The sequence below is a fragment of the Melghirimyces thermohalophilus genome, from assembly GCF_900102685.1.
GTDB classification, from domain to species: Bacteria; Bacillota; Bacilli; order Thermoactinomycetales; family DSM-45169; genus Melghirimyces; species Melghirimyces thermohalophilus.
In genome coordinates, this window is record NZ_FMZA01000007.1 from 41761 (window position 1) to 58819 (window position 17059).

The 17059-nt window shown below is 53.5% G+C and carries 15 protein-coding genes; 10 read left to right on the forward strand and 5 right to left on the reverse strand.

Annotated features, from left to right (window positions below; genetic code table 11):
* Positions 1–4: 4 nt before the first annotated feature.
* Positions 5–451: a hypothetical protein gene (locus BLP91_RS06490; protein ID WP_425412185.1), complete on the forward strand. Its 447-nt coding sequence runs from the start codon at positions 5–7 to the stop codon at positions 449–451.
* A 401-nt stretch (positions 452–852) separates the two neighbouring features.
* On the opposite strand, the gene BLP91_RS06495 is transcribed toward BLP91_RS06490, so the two are convergent.
* Genes BLP91_RS06495 through fdhF form a run of 3 tightly spaced genes read right to left on the reverse strand, consistent with a single transcriptional unit; the run spans position 853 to position 4560 of the window.
* Positions 853–1092 carry a heavy-metal-associated domain-containing protein gene (locus BLP91_RS06495; RefSeq protein WP_091567952.1) on the reverse strand — a complete coding sequence of 80 codons (240 nt, stop codon included), beginning with the start codon at positions 1090–1092 and terminating at the stop codon, positions 853–855.
* On the reverse strand, positions 1089–1595 hold the full coding sequence (locus tag BLP91_RS06500; protein ID WP_091567955.1) for a helical membrane plugin domain-containing protein: 507 nt from the start codon (positions 1593–1595) through the stop codon (positions 1089–1091). The genes BLP91_RS06495 and BLP91_RS06500 overlap by 4 nt, the downstream gene beginning before the upstream one ends.
* Positions 1570–4560, reverse strand: coding sequence for a formate dehydrogenase subunit alpha (gene fdhF, locus BLP91_RS06505; RefSeq protein ID WP_425412186.1), 2991 nt, complete (start codon positions 4558–4560; stop codon positions 1570–1572). The genes BLP91_RS06500 and fdhF overlap by 26 nt, the downstream gene beginning before the upstream one ends.
* 159 nt (positions 4561–4719) lie before the next feature.
* On the opposite strand from fdhF, the gene BLP91_RS06510 reads away from it, so the two are divergent.
* Together BLP91_RS06510 and sfsA are read left to right on the forward strand one after the other, a co-directional pair.
* The gene (locus BLP91_RS06510; RefSeq protein WP_091567960.1) at positions 4720–5232 is read left to right on the forward strand and encodes a VOC family protein; all 513 of its coding nucleotides are present in this window, start codon (positions 4720–4722) and stop codon (positions 5230–5232) included.
* 82 nt (positions 5233–5314) lie between these two features.
* Entirely contained in the window at positions 5315–6001 is a 687-nt protein-coding gene (gene sfsA / locus BLP91_RS06515; RefSeq protein ID WP_091567962.1) for a DNA/RNA nuclease SfsA, read from the forward strand.
* A gap of 21 nt (positions 6002–6022) precedes the next feature.
* Here sfsA and BLP91_RS06520 read toward each other — a convergent pair whose 3' ends face one another.
* Entirely contained in the window at positions 6023–7558 is a 1536-nt protein-coding gene (locus BLP91_RS06520; RefSeq protein ID WP_091567964.1) for a Na+/H+ antiporter NhaC family protein, read from the reverse strand.
* A gap of 174 nt (positions 7559–7732) precedes the next feature.
* Here BLP91_RS06520 and BLP91_RS06525 point away from each other — a divergent pair, with 174 nt between their 5' ends.
* From BLP91_RS06525 to BLP91_RS06535, 3 genes are all read left to right on the forward strand, one after another.
* Positions 7733–8152, forward strand: coding sequence for a hypothetical protein (locus BLP91_RS06525; RefSeq protein ID WP_091567966.1), 420 nt, complete (start codon positions 7733–7735; stop codon positions 8150–8152).
* Between the two features lie 173 nt (positions 8153–8325).
* Positions 8326–10215 (forward strand): OPT family oligopeptide transporter, encoded by a 1890-nt coding sequence (locus tag BLP91_RS06530; protein WP_091567968.1) that lies wholly within the window; start codon positions 8326–8328, stop codon positions 10213–10215.
* A 235-nt stretch (positions 10216–10450) separates the two neighbouring features.
* Entirely contained in the window at positions 10451–10816 is a 366-nt protein-coding gene (locus BLP91_RS06535; RefSeq protein WP_245662161.1) for a PqqD family protein, read from the forward strand.
* A gap of 47 nt (positions 10817–10863) precedes the next feature.
* Here BLP91_RS06535 and BLP91_RS06540 read toward each other — a convergent pair whose 3' ends face one another.
* Positions 10864–11226, reverse strand: coding sequence for a DUF3899 domain-containing protein (locus BLP91_RS06540; protein ID WP_091567971.1), 363 nt, complete (start codon positions 11224–11226; stop codon positions 10864–10866).
* Positions 11227–11424: 198 nt separating this feature from the next.
* Between BLP91_RS06540 and BLP91_RS06545 the strand changes: the two genes are divergently transcribed.
* From BLP91_RS06545 to BLP91_RS06560, 4 genes are all read left to right on the forward strand, one after another.
* Complete coding sequence (locus BLP91_RS06545) at positions 11425–13065, forward strand: peptide ABC transporter substrate-binding protein (protein WP_245662162.1); 1641 nt, start codon at positions 11425–11427, stop codon at positions 13063–13065.
* A gap of 370 nt (positions 13066–13435) precedes the next feature.
* On the forward strand, positions 13436–15046 hold the full coding sequence (locus BLP91_RS06550; protein ID WP_091567973.1) for a peptide ABC transporter substrate-binding protein: 1611 nt from the start codon (positions 13436–13438) through the stop codon (positions 15044–15046).
* 127 nt (positions 15047–15173) lie between these two features.
* Positions 15174–16103 carry an ABC transporter permease gene (locus BLP91_RS06555; protein ID WP_091567976.1) on the forward strand — a complete coding sequence of 310 codons (930 nt, stop codon included), beginning with the start codon at positions 15174–15176 and terminating at the stop codon, positions 16101–16103.
* Positions 16104–16112: 9 nt separating this feature from the next.
* On the forward strand, positions 16113–17054 hold the full coding sequence (locus BLP91_RS06560) for an ABC transporter permease (protein ID WP_143003486.1): 942 nt from the start codon (positions 16113–16115) through the stop codon (positions 17052–17054).
* Positions 17055–17059 lie beyond the last annotated feature (5 nt).

Genomic DNA, 17059 nt, shown 5'->3' on the forward strand with positions numbered 1-17059 from the left:
TTCCTTGACGTCCGGGGGCTCCTGGACCCACTATCCCAATGCGGCCCCTTACTCCGGAAACTCCCCGGTTCACCCCGATGCCTGGTCCAAAATCTTTATCGGTCTGGAAAAAGCGAACCTTGACGAAGGGATCCAAAACCTTCACCCTGCAACCTTCCGCCACCGATCCAGGGTGGTTAAGCTGATGGTTCCCGGTTCTAAGGGAAGTGAATACTTTCTGATCGAAAATCGGCAGCCGGTCTCCGGCACCTTTGACATGGGGCTGACCCGGTATGGTGACGTCAAAGGGCTGGCCATCTATCACGTGGATGAAACTGTGATGGAGCGCAACTTCTGGCGGCCCAATGAGGCGCAATACTGGTACCAGTCCCGGAAACAGGGGGCGAAACCGGACCCGAATAAACCCACTACGGCATCTCCATCCTGCAAGCAGACAACCAATGGGATCTAGAGAAAAACCAACCGTGGCGATTGAGGGGACCTTTACCAGTCGGGAGATGTTTTTCTCCCCGACATCCACTCCCAACTCCGGCTCCTACTATGTTGATAATGGTGACGGCCATGCACCCGTCTACACCGGGATCTTTGTCAAAGATATCAACCAAAACAAGATGGCTCCGTCACCTTTACCGCCGGGTTCAAAGAGTGAGCCGAGCAAAAACCCTCCCGAAAATCGGGAGGGTTTTTTCAGGTTGTATTCACAGACGGCTGCCTGCGGTCCTCCATGCAGCTTTCACAGATATGAAGGATTTCCAGGCTCCGGGCGTCCCCGGCAGCTTCCTGATCTGGAGACACATCCTGCTCTCCGCAAACTTCACAGATAAAGAGAGACATCGGATCCTCCCTCCTTTCTCACACCTTTTTCTCTTCCGTGGTTCCGTCTTCGGTGTAAATTTCAAACCCCTGATCGATCACCGCCTGTTGAAAATCTGCCATGGTTGCGGCCTTTTCATCGTAGGTAACGACGGCTTCCCCCCGACTCAGGCTGACATCTACTTCCCGCACACCCCAGACCTCATGCAGGGCATGGTGGACCATCTCTGTGTCGTTCTGATTAGCCATGCCCTGAACGTGGATTTTTTTGGTGATCATCTACGTTCACCTCGATCTTCAGATTGGGACCGAACTGCTTTCCCCATCCCTTGTAAGAAACGGGTCAGCATGCCCAGGGATGTGCGGACCTCGGGGTCGCGGGCCTGTCTGGCCAGCTCCCAGAGACCGATCGGCTTGTGTCCGTCCCGAGCTTCCAAGGCCTGTTCCATACCGTTTTCAGCGGCCTGAGCGACGGAGTGAAGCTGGTCGGGGTCGATCCGGCCCAACCATTGCAACCCTGCCATCCCGTTTTTGATCATCCGGTGAGCCTCGGGCTGGTTCAGCTGGTTGATGGCGATGGCCCCCACTTCCTCCCGGTTTTTTAGCAATCCCTGCGCTATCTCCAAGATTCCCGCCCGGTGCAATTCTCCCAATATATCCATGGTGACCGACAGCGCCTCTTGGTGTTGCACCACGGTCTGCAATAGTTGCTCCAGGGACAGTGCCCGTTCCTCGCCGGGATCCTGGCGAGGGGGTTCAATCTGCGTGATCGCTTTGGCCATGGTGCCTCTCTCCTTTTTTCGGATCGATGGATTCGGCGATGGGTCGGTAGTCGGGGCGTTGCCACTTTTTCTCCACCTGGACCCCCTCCTGCGGGACCCGGTTGCCAAAGCGGTGGTTAGCCCGGGGCAACGGCGATTCTCCTTTTGCTTCGAGAACCTCCATCCGGACATGCATCTCCTTGTAGTTGGGGGTGTGGGTCACTTTGTCATGGTAGCTGCTGGTTAAACGGTTGACAGCATGTTCATCGTTCTGGGCATTCATCGGGAGATAAAGTTCGCGCCCTTTGACGTGGTTGGTCACCATCACCCTCACCTTGGCTGCTCCGTAGGGGGAGACGAGACGTACGAGAGCCCCGTCTTTAATCCCCCGTTTGTCGGCCAGCTCGGGCGACACCTCCAGCCAAGGATTGGGAACCTTGTGGGTGATTCCGGCGGATCGGTAGGTCAAATTTCCCTCATGGAAGTGTTCCAGCAGGCGCCCGTTGTTCAGATGCAGGTCGTATTCCTCTCCGGGCTCATAGGGTGGTGTCCAATCGACGGGGGTCAAGCGCGCTTTTCCGTCCGGGAAACCGAACTCTTCGGTGTACAGCACAGGGGTATCCTGGCCGTTGGCGTCGACGGGCCACAAGAGGCTGTTCCATCCCTCCAGGCGTTTGTAGCTGACTCCGGCGAAAACCGGGGCCAGGCGGGCCGCCTCCTCCATGATGTCGCCGGGATGGTGGTAGTTCCAATCTGCCCCCAACCGGTTAGCCAGATCCTGAAAAATCTCCCAATCCGGTTTTGATTGCCCAAGAGGCTCAAACACTGGATAAAAACGCTGGATGCGGCGCTCGGTATTGGTGAAGGTCCCTTCCTTTTCCAGACTGGGCGCAGCCGGCAGAACCACATCGGCGAATTGGGCTGTGCGGGAGAAAAAGACATCTTGTACCACAAAGAAATCCAGTTTTTCAAAGGCGGCTTGAACGTAGTTGATATTGGAATCGACCAAGCCCATCTCTTCGCCGAATAAGTACATCCCCTTGATCTTTCCGTCGTGGATCGCCTCTACGATCTGATGGTTGTTTAAGCCCGGTTTTTTCGGGAGGGAGACGCCCCAAGCCTTCTCGTAGCGACTTCGTACTTCTTCATCCTGCACCGGTTCATAACCGGGGAACCAGGCCGGCATCGTTCCAAAGTCACTGGCGCCCTGGACATTGTTATGTCCCCGGAGGGGGTAAGCTCCTGTGTAGGGACGGCCAAAGTTGCCGGTAACGAGCAACAGATTGGCGATGCTGGTGCTGGTATCAGTGCCGCCTAGATGCTGGGTGACGCCCATGGCCCACAGGATACAGACATTCTTCGCCTCGTGGATCATCGTGGCTGTCCGGATCAGTTCCTCTTTGGGGATCCCCGTCACCTTTTCAGCGTAATCCAGAGTGTATTCTTGGAGAGATTCGATGTACTCATCGACACCGTTAACCCGCTGTTGAAGAAATTCTCGATCCTCCCAGCCTTGGTCCAAGATGTATTTGGTTACCGCCGCCAGCCATACCAGATCGGTCCCTGGACGGGGATGGAGGTGCAGATCTGCCCGTTGTGCCAACTCGTTTTCTCGTAGGTCGGCGACGATCAGCTTCTGACCATGCAATTTGTGGGCTCGCTTCACCCGGGTAGCCAGCACCGGGTGGGATTCCGCGGGGTTGGCACCCACCACCAGAACCAGATCGGCGCCGGCGATATCATGGATGGTTCCAGCATCCCCGCCAATTCCAACAGTCCGCAACAAGCCGGCGGTTGCTGGGGATTGGCAGTAGCGGGAGCAGTTATCGACGTTGTTGGTGCCCATGATGGCCCGGGCAAACTTTTGAAACAGGAAATTTTCTTCGTTGGAGCATTTGGAGGAGGCGATATAGCCGAGGGCGTCAGCACCGTAAGTCTCCTTCATCCCCTGTAGTTTTTCGGCGACAAGGTCGAGGGCCTCTTCCCAGGTGGCCTCCACAAATCGATCTCCCCTACGGATCAGGGGGTGGGTCAGCCGCTCCTCACTGTTGACAAAGTCCCATCCCCACTTACCTTTGACACAGGTGGATACTCCATTAACCGGGGCTTCTGGTTGCGGTTCCACCTTGAGGATGTCCCGGCCTTTCGACCAAATCTCAAAACTGCACCCCACACCGCAGTAGGTGCAGACCGTTTTGGTCCGTTGGATGCGGGTTTTGCGCATCGACTCCTCGATTTCCGATACGGCAAAAATTTCTCGGTACCCCGGCTCCACCTCCTTGGTCAAATCGATCATCGGTTTTAACACCTTAGGTGGGATGCCCGTCAGATAACCGGCTTCCCCGAGCATCGATTTTTCCATTAGTGCGTTGCAGGGACAGACCGTAACGCAATGGCCGCAGGAGACACAGGAGGACTGGTCGATTGGGACATCATCATCCCAGATCACACGGGGAACTTCTCGGTTCCAATCGATGGTGAGGGTTTCGTTCACCTGTAGGTCCTGACACGCCTCCACACACCGGCCGCAGAGAATGCACTGATCCGGCTCGTACCGGTAAAAGGGATGGGAGTTGTCCGGCGGATCGGGTTTGGCTTGAAAATCGTATTTTTGGTGGTCCAACTGCAGGTAGACGGCGGTATTGTGTACTTCGCAGTTGCCGTTGTTATTGTCGCAAACCGTGCAGTACAGTTCGTGGTTTTTTAAAATACGTGACATCGCTTCCAGCTGGGCTTCTTTCACCCGGTCGGTCTGCGTTTGCACCTGCATCCCCGGTTGGGCTTCAGTGACACAAGCACGTCGTAGCTGCCCGTCGACGTCGATGATGCAGGTGTCACAGGTTTGCAATCCGCCCAGTTGAGGGTGGTGACAGATACTGGGTATATACTGATCCCCGGACTGTGCCGCCTCCAGGATCGATTGTCCCGGTCGAATCGATATCGTCTGCTCATCGATTCGAATCTGTTCGTCTCTCACGTCCTTCACTCCTTTTCCGTACTCTCCTATTATTGGAGTGTCCTATCTGGCCAAGGTTATACCACTTTTTCTTCACATCCGACTGGGGAAGGCAATCGGACTTTGGGCGGAAGAACGTAAGCCTCATGACGGAGGCGGTTTTTCTCCCAAGGTCGGAGGACAGTTCGGATGGCTTCCTTTTATGATGAAAGGAAAAAGGGAGAGATGGCGATGCGTCTGTTTGAACAGCACTTGGTCGTCTCGGATCTGAACCGCTCCGCCCAATTTTATGAGCAGGTGTTGGGCTGTACCTTAGGGCTGGACACGAAGGAGGTCCGTTTTTATTGGGTCGATGCGGACCGCCGCTCCATGTTGGGGTTGTGGCAACAGGGAGGCTCTCACAACGCCTTTGCCCCGGATACAGGGAACATCCTCCGGCAGCATCTCGCCTTTCAAATCCCGCTAAACCAGTTGCCGGAAAAAGTGAGGCAACTCAAGGAAGTGGGCGTCGAGGTGGTTGATTTCTTCGGTCAACCGACGGAAGAGGGATCGGTTCATCCTTGGGTCCCGGTGGTCTCCGTTTACTTTTTTGACCCTGATGGGCACGCGTTGGAGTTCTTGTCCCTGCTCCCGGATTCTCCCCGTCCCGGTCAGCCGGTAATGAGTTGGCGAAAATGGCGTTCGGTGACAGAAGAGGGCTAAAGGCGAGGACGACGGCGGGTCGACCGTGGTATGTTAGTATTTGTGAACATTTGTTGTCAGTCAATAGAGGAAAGTGAGATGAATGACCATTCGTATGCAGGGGTCACCGGTTGAGGGGCGGTTTTTAGAGCGTCCCAACCGGTTCCAGGCGATCGTTGAGGTGGAGGGGCGAAAGGAGCTCGTTCACGTCCCCAATACAGGGCGGATGGATGAGATGTTGTTTCCCGGTACGCCGGTTTGGCTGGAAAAGTCCGATAACCCGAATCGAAAGCATCGGTACAGCTTGAAGTTCGTCAACAAAAAAGGTCACTGGATCTGTATCCATTCCGCCCTGGCGAACCGGGTGTTTGAAGAGGCGGCCCGGTCGGGAGAGATCGACTGGGTCGATGGGGAGTTGAGGCGCGAAGTGCGGTTCGGCGACAGCCGGGTCGATTTTCAGGTCGACGGGAGGCCGTCGACATTGGTAGAAGTGAAATGTGTCACTTATGAAGAGAAAGGGGTGGCCATGTTTCCCGACGCCCCCACCCAGCGCGGTCAAAAACATGTGGATGAACTGATCCGCGCGACAGAAGAAGGATACCGGGCAACGATTGTCTTTGTCGTCTTTATGGATTTTGTCCATCGCTTTCAGCCCCATGACCGCATCGATCCAGTTTTTGGTGAGAAGCTGAGAAGGGCGCGGCTACATGGGGTAGACATGAAAGCATATATCTGTCGGCTGGACTGGAATAACATCCGAATCGACCGGGAATTACCCGTCTTCTTGTAAAAAGCCGCGACTCGCAGCTTTTTAACTTCCCAAAAGCCAGCCGGCCACGGCGTAAAGCACGGCGCTGGCGATGACGACGAAGACGGAGGCTTTCAGTTTCCGGTGTGCATATTTCATCAAGGGTAGCTTCATCATCGTTGCCATCGCGACAGTGTTGTCACTCAATGGCGAGGCAAAACCACCGAAACTTCCGCTGGCAAAAACGGCACCTGCCACCAGCGGGAGGGGAGTCTCCGTCCCGGAAGCGATGGAAAATCCCAAGGGCATCAGGATGGCCCAGGCGCCGAAGGAGGATCCGATCACATAGGAAATGAGGCAGCCCAACAAAAAAATGATGGGAGCCACCCACAGTGGGGGGATGGAATCGCCGATCAATTGTTTGGTGTATTGGATAAACCCCAAGTCCTCGGACACGGCGGTTAACGCCCAAACCAGGGCGAGCAGGACATTGACCCCCATCATTTCGTTTCCACCCTGGAGAAACCCGAACAGCAGCCGTTGCAAGGGCTGGCCCCGCAGGCGGTACCAAATGATGGAGAGTACCAAGGTGACCAAGACGGCCCAAAGCATGGCCTTAGAGGCGTCCGCTTCAGCCAAGGCCCCGAGCGGGCTGGAGGCATGTTGGATCCCGTCCAGCCAAGTGAAGAGAAAGGTGAGGCCCACCAGCACGAGAATCGGCAGGATCAGATGGATGGCACGGGGGGTGGCTGATTCGGACACTTTTTCCACCGGATCGGGAAAATCACTGTCCGCTTCGTGTTCACTCCCGTCCCCGGAGCTCTTCTCCTTCGCCTTTCTCTTCTGCCGGTCCGGTTTGCAAGCCTCTTCCAGATACGCCACCTGGGGGGAGGTGCGGAAGGGAGTCCGGATACCGGGAGGGCAATCGTTTTTATCGGCGTCATCCGCTTCCACCTTTCCGGTGAAAAAGCTGCGATACAAGGCATAGATCAACATCAGGATCGAAAAAAAGTTAAAAGGAAGGCTGGCCAGTAGCAGCTTATAGGCGGGCATCGGCAAGCCCTGGTGGCCGGCGGAATCGTTGATCAAGCCGACCATATAACCCACAAATGCGGTGCCGATAGGGATCAAGGCGATCAAAGGGGTAGAAGTGGCGTCGATCACAAAGGCCACTTTCCAGGTGGGAACGTTGAAGCGTTGAAACACTTTTTTCATCACTGGGCCGATGGTGATGATGCGGAAGTCCGGAGCCATAAAGGTACCGGCCGAGGAAAGCCAGGTCAAGCCGAATGCTCCCCGCGCCGAGCGAACCGTTCGGTTCATCCAGCGGGCAAACCCGGACACCCCGCCGGTCACCCGAACCAATCCGACAAAGGAGCCGAATCCGTATAAAAAGACGAGCAGTCGCAGATTGTCCGGAGAGGCCAATTCCCGCAAAAGATAATCGATGGCCGCTTCCAATCCGCCCAGCGGATCGGGGATCATCATGTATGCGCCCGCGATCAGGCCGACGACCAGTCCAGGCAAAACCTGACGCGTGAGCATCGCCATGGGGATCACGAGCAAAAAAGGTACCAAGGACCAGAAGGATGGTTGCATGATCAGCATCCTTTCACGGGAAAATTCACCTATAATCTCTCACGCCATCTCCGAAGACATACAGTCTGTAAAATGGGCAAGATATGGGAACCCTGAATGATGAAAATAACGGGTGTTTCTGCACGGCAAAATGGTCTACAATATACCCTGACTTTCTATACGGAGGTGGGACCCGTGAACCTGGCCAGTAAACTGAACATCAAAGAAGGACAAAGCCTCCTTATCATGAATGAACCCGAAACATACCGCGAACGGCTGAGGCCTCTGCCTGAGGGAGCGAAATATATCTCTGACGCCGGCGAAGGAATGGCCGATTTTGTCCAGGTTTTTGTCAAGAGCTTGGACGATATCAACCGGTGGGTTCCCCGGGCGATCCGGGTGCTCAAACATGACGGGCTCTTTTGGGTGACCTATCCCAAAAAAACCTCCGGGGTTACAACAGATATCAAAGGAGAGAAAAACTGGAAGGTGATGAGAGAGGCCGGCTTGAGTCCAGTCGAGCGGGTTTCCATCTCAGACATTTGGATAGCGGTCCGTTTCCGTCCGGTGGAAAAAACAGATCGCTTGCGCATTCCAGTCCTTCGTTTAAAGTAAAAAACGACGGCGGTCCAGAGTGGATCGCCGTCGTTTTTCGTTTATGCCGTTCGCAACTGAAGCAGCATCGCGAGAACTTGGTAATGTTTCGTTATTTGACAACCATGGTATCATAATTAGTGTTGTTATGGTTTTATATTTTATGGAAAATTTTGTAGAAGAAGGGGTATAAAATGAGCAAGGAAGAGAATCGATCATCGACAGGGTTTGTCCCCTATGTTTCCGCATCGAAATCCTTGCCGGAGATGACGGCGCTGGCCGTATTGCTGGGGATTGTACTGGCTGTGGTCTTTGGAGCTGCCAACGCGTACCTCGGCCTCAAGGTGGGGCTGACGGTGACCGCATCCATTCCGGCGGCGGTGATTTCGATGGCGATCTTGCGGGGGATTTTCCGCAGGGAGTCCATCCTGGAAAATAACATCGTACAGACGATGACGACCGCCGGTGAGGCGATTGGTGCCGGTGCGGTGTTTACCCTGCCGGCGCTGTTCCTGTGGGATCTTCAGCCGAGTCAGGCGATGATCGCCTTTATTGTGCTGACCGGTGGCTTTCTGGGTGTGTTCATGATGGTGCCCCTGCGACGCCTCTTGGTCGTCAAGGAACATCATACCTTGCCCTATCCGGAGGGAACAGCCTGTGCCGAGGTATTGAAATCCGGTGAAACTGGCGGTCGCAATGCCCGCCTCGTCTTTTCCGGATTTCTTATGGGCGGGCTGGTGAAAGCCCTCGGAGACGGTTGGATGCTGTTTAAAACGGAAGTGGAAACCGGGATCGGCAAATTTAAAAATGCCGTGGTCGGCATGGATATTCTGCCCTCCCTGCTCGGGGTTGGGTATATCATCGGACCTCGTATCGCCGGCCAGATGATCGCCGGCGGCCTGCTGGCCTGGATCGTCTTTATTCCCATGATTGGGTTTTTTGGTGCTGGGACGGATCAGTCCATCTTTCCAGCGGAAAAGCCCATCTCTCAGCTGGATGCCTGGGGTATCTGGGATGGCTACATTACCTATATTGGTGCCGGTGCAGTGGCCGTGGCCGGCTTGATCACGCTGCTTAAAACGTTACCCACCTTGGTGAGATCCATCATGGATACCGCCGATGGCCTGCGCAACGGGCGGTTGGCGGCAGGATTGGAGCGAACCGATCGCGATATCCCCTTTAAATGGGTGTTGCTAGGGACCCTGGCGATTGTCCTTTTGATCGCCTTCGCTCCCTTGACCAATGTTGGCATGATCGGTGCTGTTGCCATCGCGGTGTTCGGTTTCCTATTCGTCGCCGTTGCTTCCCGGATCGTAGGTATCGTCGGCAGTTCTTCTTCCCCGGTGTCGGGGATGACCATCGCGACGATCCTGATCGTGACTGTTCTTTTCAAATGGACCGGCATGACCGGGGAGGCGGGGATGATCGCCGCTCTCACTGTAGGTGCCATCGTATGTACCGCCTTGGCTGTGGCCGGTGATATCTCTCAAGATCTGAAAACCGGTTACCTCGTTGGCGGAACACCGTGGAAGCAGCAGGTGGCGATGATGATCGGTGTTGTCGCATCCGGACTATTGATCGGATTTGTCCTGGTGGTGCTGGATGCTTCCTTTGGTATGGGTTCCAGAGAACTGCCTGCACCGAAGGGGGTCTTGATGAAAATTATCATCGAGGGACTGATGGCAGGGAATTTGCCCTGGGATTTGATTTTCTTCGGGGCTGCGACGGCTATCGTGTTTGAATTTCTCGGATTGAATTCCCTGGTGGTGGCGGTGGGACTTTATCTTCCCATACACATCACTGCGCCAGTGATGATCGGGGGAGTGATCCGCTGGTTGATCGACACCTTCACCAAGGAAGATGCTTTGCGCAAGGCGCGTCAAAGTACCGGGACGCTGTTTGCCTCTGGTCTGATCGCCGGTGAATCTCTCGTCGGGGTGATCATCGCAGCTCTGATTTTCATAGGTGTGACGAACGGAGATGCGCCGGTGATAATGGACAGCAGTTGGGTCTCATTGGCCGTCTTCACGGTGGTGACCGTAACGCTCTGGATGGTTTCCCGTCGGGCCAAAGCGGATCTTTGATGAAAGCGAAGAGCATTTTTAGCTAGTTGATGAAGAAGCGAACGTTCTGTCAGGCAGGGGTCAAGCTGTCTTTGCATTTCGCTTCACCGCTGCTTCGATTGGCTTCATCTGCTTTGGGCTTCAACCAGGCATTCCGTGTTGTGGTGAGATGCAAAGTCCTCTTTCGGAAACGGTCCCCCGCTAATGAACTTGCCATCCAATCCCCGTACTTTGGGTGAGCGAAGGGAGATTCACTGTGCTACGGAATAAAAAACGGGAAAATCTGTTGCAGATGAAACCGGTGTTGAAGGAACGCTACCGGTTGGAACCCTTGGGAAGGGAGGATGGCGGCATCCCTCTATACCAAATCCTGGTTCCCCGGGACAGCTGGCTGGAGCGGCTGTCGGTCCGGTATTTGAAACAGCCAGCCGAACTCAAGGTGAAATTGGATCGGTTAGGCAGTTTTGTTCTATGTCGCTGCCAAGGGAAGCGAACCGTGGAGGAACTGGCTGATTTGCTGAGCGAAACCTTCGGCGAAGAGGCGGATCCCGTGCTGCCGCGTTTGGTCAAATACCTTCAAATCGTGGAAGCCAACGGCTGGATTCGGATGGAATCCAAGTAGATAGGAAGCCCCCCTCCAAAGAGTAATGGCTTGGAGGGGGGCTTGATTTACATCAAGGTGAGGAGGAGGAAGGAGAGAGCGGTGTCTATCAATCCGACACTGAGGCAGAGGACGCCTACCCAGCTGCGGATCTGATGTCTCCGTTGCTCAGCACCCTCGCTCCCCGATCCGTCCAAAGGATCTTCAAAGGCGACATCCGACTTTTTCTTCAAATATTGAAAACCTCGAAGAAAAGCATCAAAGAATCCCGCGTTGATCACATAAAAAATGCCGGCAACCATCAACAGGACCAATCCTGTCATAAACAGCCCATTGATGGTCTGAACCAAATGCCCCCCTGCGTAGATCCAACAGCCGAGCGCGCTGATCAGAGTCAGAATCACGGTCCACACCAGTCGGTTTCCCCACATGGCGTCTGTCTCCTTTCTATCATTCCGTCGATGATCAAAGTATAGCAGAACAGAACGAAAATCAAATTTTGCTATTTTTCCGCAACTCTTTTCCAAAATGAAGAATTCATTTATAATTGGACAAGGTTTAGCTCGTCATGTGGGGACTTATTTCAAGGGAGCGGGTTTTTTCGATTTGATCTTAAGGAGGTAAGGACGTTGGCGAGGAAGCGTTTGGTTACGCTGACAGCTCTGGTGACTGTGGTGAGTCTCTTGATGACTGCCTGCGGGGGGCTGACCAACCCTGGCGGTGCTGCCGGCGGACCTACAGCCGATGAGAAGCAGGTCTTGAATATGACCTTCCGGGCGGAACCTCCCACCTTGGATAGCGCGGATAGCACGGATGTCACATCTTTCAATGTGCTGAACAATGTGATGGAAGGCTTGTACCGTCTCGATCAGGACAACCGACCCCAGCCGGCGATCGCCAGTAGTGTGGATATATCCGAAGATAAAACCACCTACACTTTCCATCTGCGGGATGCCAAATGGAGTGACGGCAAGCCGGTGACTGCCCATGATTTTGAATATGCCTGGAAACGAGCGCTCAAACCCGAAACCAAAGGAGAATATGCCCATATTCTTTTCCCGATTAAAAACGCCGAGGCTTATAACAAGGGAGAAGCTTCAGCTGAGGAAGTAGGTGTGGAAGCGGTTGACGACAAGACGCTCAAGGTGGAATTAAACGGGCCGATCCCCTATTTTCTCAGTATGACCGCCTTTGCCACGTATATGCCCCAGCGTAAAGATATCGTGGAAAAGCATGGGAAACAATACGCCAGTGATCCGGACAAAATGGTCTACAACGGTCCTTTCAATCTGGAAGAGTGGAAACACGAGCAGCGTTTAACCTTGCAGAAGAGTGACACCTACTGGGACCGGAACAGCGTGCGGCTTGAGACAGTCCATCTCCATATCGTGAAAGATAACTCCACCGGAGTAAACCTGTACAATACAGAGAAAGTGGATGTGGCTGAGCTGAATTCCGCCTTGGCGCAAGCCTTTCGAAAGGTTCCGGAATATCTCCCGGTGACCGGATCCGCTGTGCAATACATTCAGTTTAATACAGACAGCGAATTTTTCTCTAATGAAAACATTCGTAAAGCGGTCAGCTATGCCATCGACCGGGAACCCTTGATCAAAGCCCTGAGCAACGGTTCCAAAGCAGCTTACGGACTGGTTCCGCCGACGATCATGAACAGCGACAACGAAAATTTCCGCAAACAGGTGGGTGATGGCCATCAATACAATCCCGCTGAGGCGAAACGGCTGTTTAAAAAAGGAATGAAAGAGCTTGGTGTTAGCGAACCGCCCTCCGATCTGACATTGTTAAGTTATGAAGACCACCGGAAAGAGGCGGCGGTGGTGATCAAGGAACAGTTGAAAACCAACCTCGGTCTGGATATTAAAATTGACCCGCAACCCTTTGAACAAAAATTGGATCGGGAGAGCAACGGGGAGTTTGAGATGACCTTCGCCGGTTGGATGGCCGATTATAACGACCCGATGAGCTATCTGGATATGTTCCTGAGCGACAACCCCTTCAACCGTGGGGATTGGAGCAACAAGGATTACGATGAGCTGATCGAGAAGGCGAAGAAAAACAGCGATTATAAAAAGCGAGCGAAACAGCTGGTAGAAGCGGAAAAAATCCTTCATGATGAAGTGCCGATCGCCCCTCTGTATTATGCCGGCAAGGTTTTCCTCCAGAAAAAGTATGTAAAAGATCTTGTCCGTCATCCGGTGGGCGCCGAGATCAGTCTGAAATGGGCGTACTTGGACGGGAAAGAAGATCAATAATAGGATCCGGAAAAAAGTGAGGCACCTGCATTCTTGCAGGTGCCTTTTTAAAATGCTTGTATTTCTTGGATAGACAGTTGGGATCCGTTATTTTCCAGGTATATTCTTCTTTGATTTCTGTAAGGTTTATGGTTATTATAGAAATAATCGGTTTCACTAAACGAAATTGTGAGAACCTTGAGCCCTTTTTCCATTCCAGACGAACGGTGGCAAGAGTCAGATGATTTCTGATACATTCATAGAAGGTTCAATTTCCGGTCACGGAATAGACAGAAGTTGGAGAGGTCTCTCGAAATAATATGTTGCTTCGTGTTATCGGTCCTCTGGACCATAACAAAGATAAAGAGAATACCTCAAGGGGGGAACCTGAATGGGAAAGAGATGGAGATTGGCTCTAGCTTTCTTACTGGCTGCCAGCACAGTGTTAGCCGGCTGTGGTGGCGTCAAGCAAGGGGCTGGAGCAGGGGACAAGCAGGTGCTCAATTGGTTGGAGAGTCAGGAACCGCCGGGGCTGGACAGTTCCATCTCCACTGATGTGGTCTCTTTCAACATTCTTAACAACGTGCGGGAAGGGCTTTATCGTCTGAATAAAGAGAATCAACCGGAACCCGCTATGGCCAAAGATGTGAAGATCAGCGACGATAAGAAGACTTACACCTTCACACTTCGCGACGCCAAGTGGTCCGACGGCAAACCCGTGACGGCCCACGATTTTGAATACGCCTGGAAACGGGCGCTCAATCCGAAAACCAAGTCGGAATATGCTTACATCTTGTATCCGATCAAAGGGGCTCAGGCGTACAACGAGGACAAAGGTGATGCCGAGGATGTCGGCGTGAAGGCCGTCGATGATAAAACCCTCAAGGTGGAATTGAAAGATCCGATTCCGTACTTCCTGATGATGACCAGCTTCGCCACCTACCTCCCGCAGCGGGAAGATATCGTGGAGAAGTACGGCGGCGATTATGCCCAAGATCCGGACAAAATGCTTTACAACGGTCCCTTTGTCATGTCCGATTGGAAACACAACAAGAGTTTCCAATTGAAGAAAAATGACAAATACTGGGACAAGGAAAACGTCAAGCTGGATACGATCAACTTTAAAATCACCAAGGAAACCTCGACCGGGGTCAACTACTACAACACCGGCAAGTCCGATTTCGTCAATCTGAGCGCCGGCTTTGTGGACAAGTACAAGGATCATGAAGACACCGTGACGTTCCATGAAACGACCACCTTCTACCTCCAGTTCAACACCAATGAGAAGTTCTTCTCCAATGAGAAAATCCGCAAGGCCTTCTCCATGGCGATCGATCGCAGCATCATCACCGACAAGATCTCTAAGATCGGGGATCCGGCCAAGGGCCTTGTTCCGCCCAACGTGGAAGTGGATGGGAAGAGTTTCCGCGATCTCTCCGGTGAGCATCTGAAGTATGATCCGGAAAAGGCGAAGGAGCTGTTGCAGGAAGGAATGAAGGAAGAGGGGATCGAAAAAGCCCCGAAGATCGAACTGCTCGGCTATGATACCGACACGGCCAAACCGGAGCAAGAGTACATGAAAGAGCAGTTTAAAAAGGTGTTGGGTGTGGATGTACAGATCCAGATCCTGCCGTTTAAACAGAAGTTAGAGCGGGAAAGCAACGGTGACTTCCAGCTGTCCTACGCCGGTTGGGGGGCTGACTACAACGATCCGATGACCTTTATGGACATGTGGATGACCGGCGGCGGCTTTAACCGCGGCGACTGGAGCAACAAAAAGTATGATGAACTGATCGAAAAAGCACAGAGCAACCCGGACTTTAAAGAACGGGCGGAGCAACTGGTCGAAGCGGAAAAAATTCTGATGGATGATCAGGGGGTTGCGCCCTTATATCACCGTGCCCGCCTGCAGCTGCAAAAGCCCTATGTCAAAAATGTATGGCGTCATCCCTTTGGTGCGGATTACAGCTTTAAAGAGGCGTACATCGAAGGAAAAGAGTGACGGGAAGAGGCAACAAGGTGTCATCAGCCTTTAAAAGAGCACAGAAGGTATATGCCCGGTCGGGTCATATACCTTCTGTGCGCTAATTTAAAAAAGATTGATTTAGCTTGGAAAGGGGAGAGAAACCATGGGGCGCTTTGTGATCAAGCGGCTGATCTATATGGTGATCACACTGTGGGTGATCGCTACCGGTACTTTTTTTCTCATGCACAGCCTGCCGGGTTCCCCTTTGGAGAATGAAGATCGGATCCCTCCTGAGCTGAGGGAGCAGATCCTGGAGCAGTACGGCTTAAATGACCCTCTGCCGGTTCAATATGTCAAGTTTCTCGGAGATCTGGTACAAGGAGACTTGGGAAATTCCTTTAAATATGACGGGCGCAGCATTACTGCCATGATCATGGAGGGCTTTCCCGCCTCGGCCCAGCTGGGATTGCAGGCGATGATTTTTGGTGTTTTGGTCGGTGTCGCCCTTGGAACGGTGTCGGCGCTCCGCCGGGGCAGTTGGGTGGATAACGGGTCTACCGTTTTGTCCGTGTTGGGCTATGCCGTTCCCAGCTTTACCCTTGCCGCACTCTTTTCCTATTATGTCGGTGTTGTTTGGGGTGTTTTGCCTACAGCAGGCTGGGGAACTTTCGCCCACAGTATTTTGCCCTCCCTCTCGCTCTCCTTTTTGGTGATCGCTCAGATCACCCGCTATGTGCGTACGGAGATGCTGGAAGTGCTCGGCCAGGATTATATGAAGACGGCTCGGGCCAAAGGTTTGAACCGAAAGACCGTGATCTTCCGGCACGGGCTACGAAACGCCTTGATTCCGGCGATCACCATTTTGGGTCCGCTGACGGTGGCGCTGTTGACCGGTTCCCTGGTGGTGGAGCAGATTTTTAACATCCCGGGGATGGGCTGGATGTTTGTGGACTCCATTATGACCAACGACTACACCATGATTATGGGTGTGACCATGTTTTATAGCTTCCTACTGGTCCTCAGCATTTTTATCGTGGATATTTTGTACGGGGTCGTCGATCCGCGGATCCGGCTCACAAGCCCGAAGGAGTGAGGTGATACGATGGCGATGAATATGAAGGAGTTGTCCCCGGATTTGTTTGAACCGGCGGAAATCGATACGGAAGCGGGGGAAACGGTGGCGAAGAAGCGGCTCTCCTACTGGGCGGATGTGCGGCGCCGTTTCCTGCGCAACCGGGGAGCGGTTATCGGACTGATTCTGATTGTGGTGATCGGGTTGATGGCCGTGTTCGGCCCGGGGATGAACGAATTTAACTTCCGTCAACAAGATTTTACCGCCCAAAACATCTCTCCCTTCGACAAAATCGAGGGAACCCACTGGTTTGGAACGGATAACCTGGGTCGAGATCTGTGGACGCGGACCTGGTACGGGGCCGGGATTTCCCTGTTGATCGCCCTGATCGCGGCGGCGATCGATCTGACGATCGGAGTGATCTACGGGGCGATATCCGGTTATTTCGGCGGTAAAGTGGATGACTGGATGCAGCGGATCATCGAGGTGCTGGTGGGAATCCCCAACCTGATTGTCATCATTTTGCTTTTGATCTGGTTGGAGCCGGGGATCTTTCCCATCGCCCTGGCCATCGCTTTGACCGGGTGGGTCAATATGGCCCGGATCGTGCGGGCACAGATGTTGCAGATGAAGTCTCAGGAGTATGTCCTGGCCGCGCGCACCTTAGGGGCCAACACGCGCCGGATGCTGACCAAGCACATGCTGCCCAACGTGATGGGGCCGGTGATTATCACCCTGATGTTTACCATCCCCAACGCGATCTTCTTTGAAGCCTTCCTCGGGTTTATCGGATTGGGACTCCGTCCGCCGGAAGCCAGCCTAGGTGTCCTGATCAACGAGGGGTACGGCGTGTTGCAGATTTTCCCTTATCAAACGTTTTTCCCGGCCACCGTACTCTCCCTATTGATGTTGAGCTTCAACTTGTTGGGTGATGGACTGCGAGATGCCCTGGATCCGAAAATGAGGAAATAACGAAG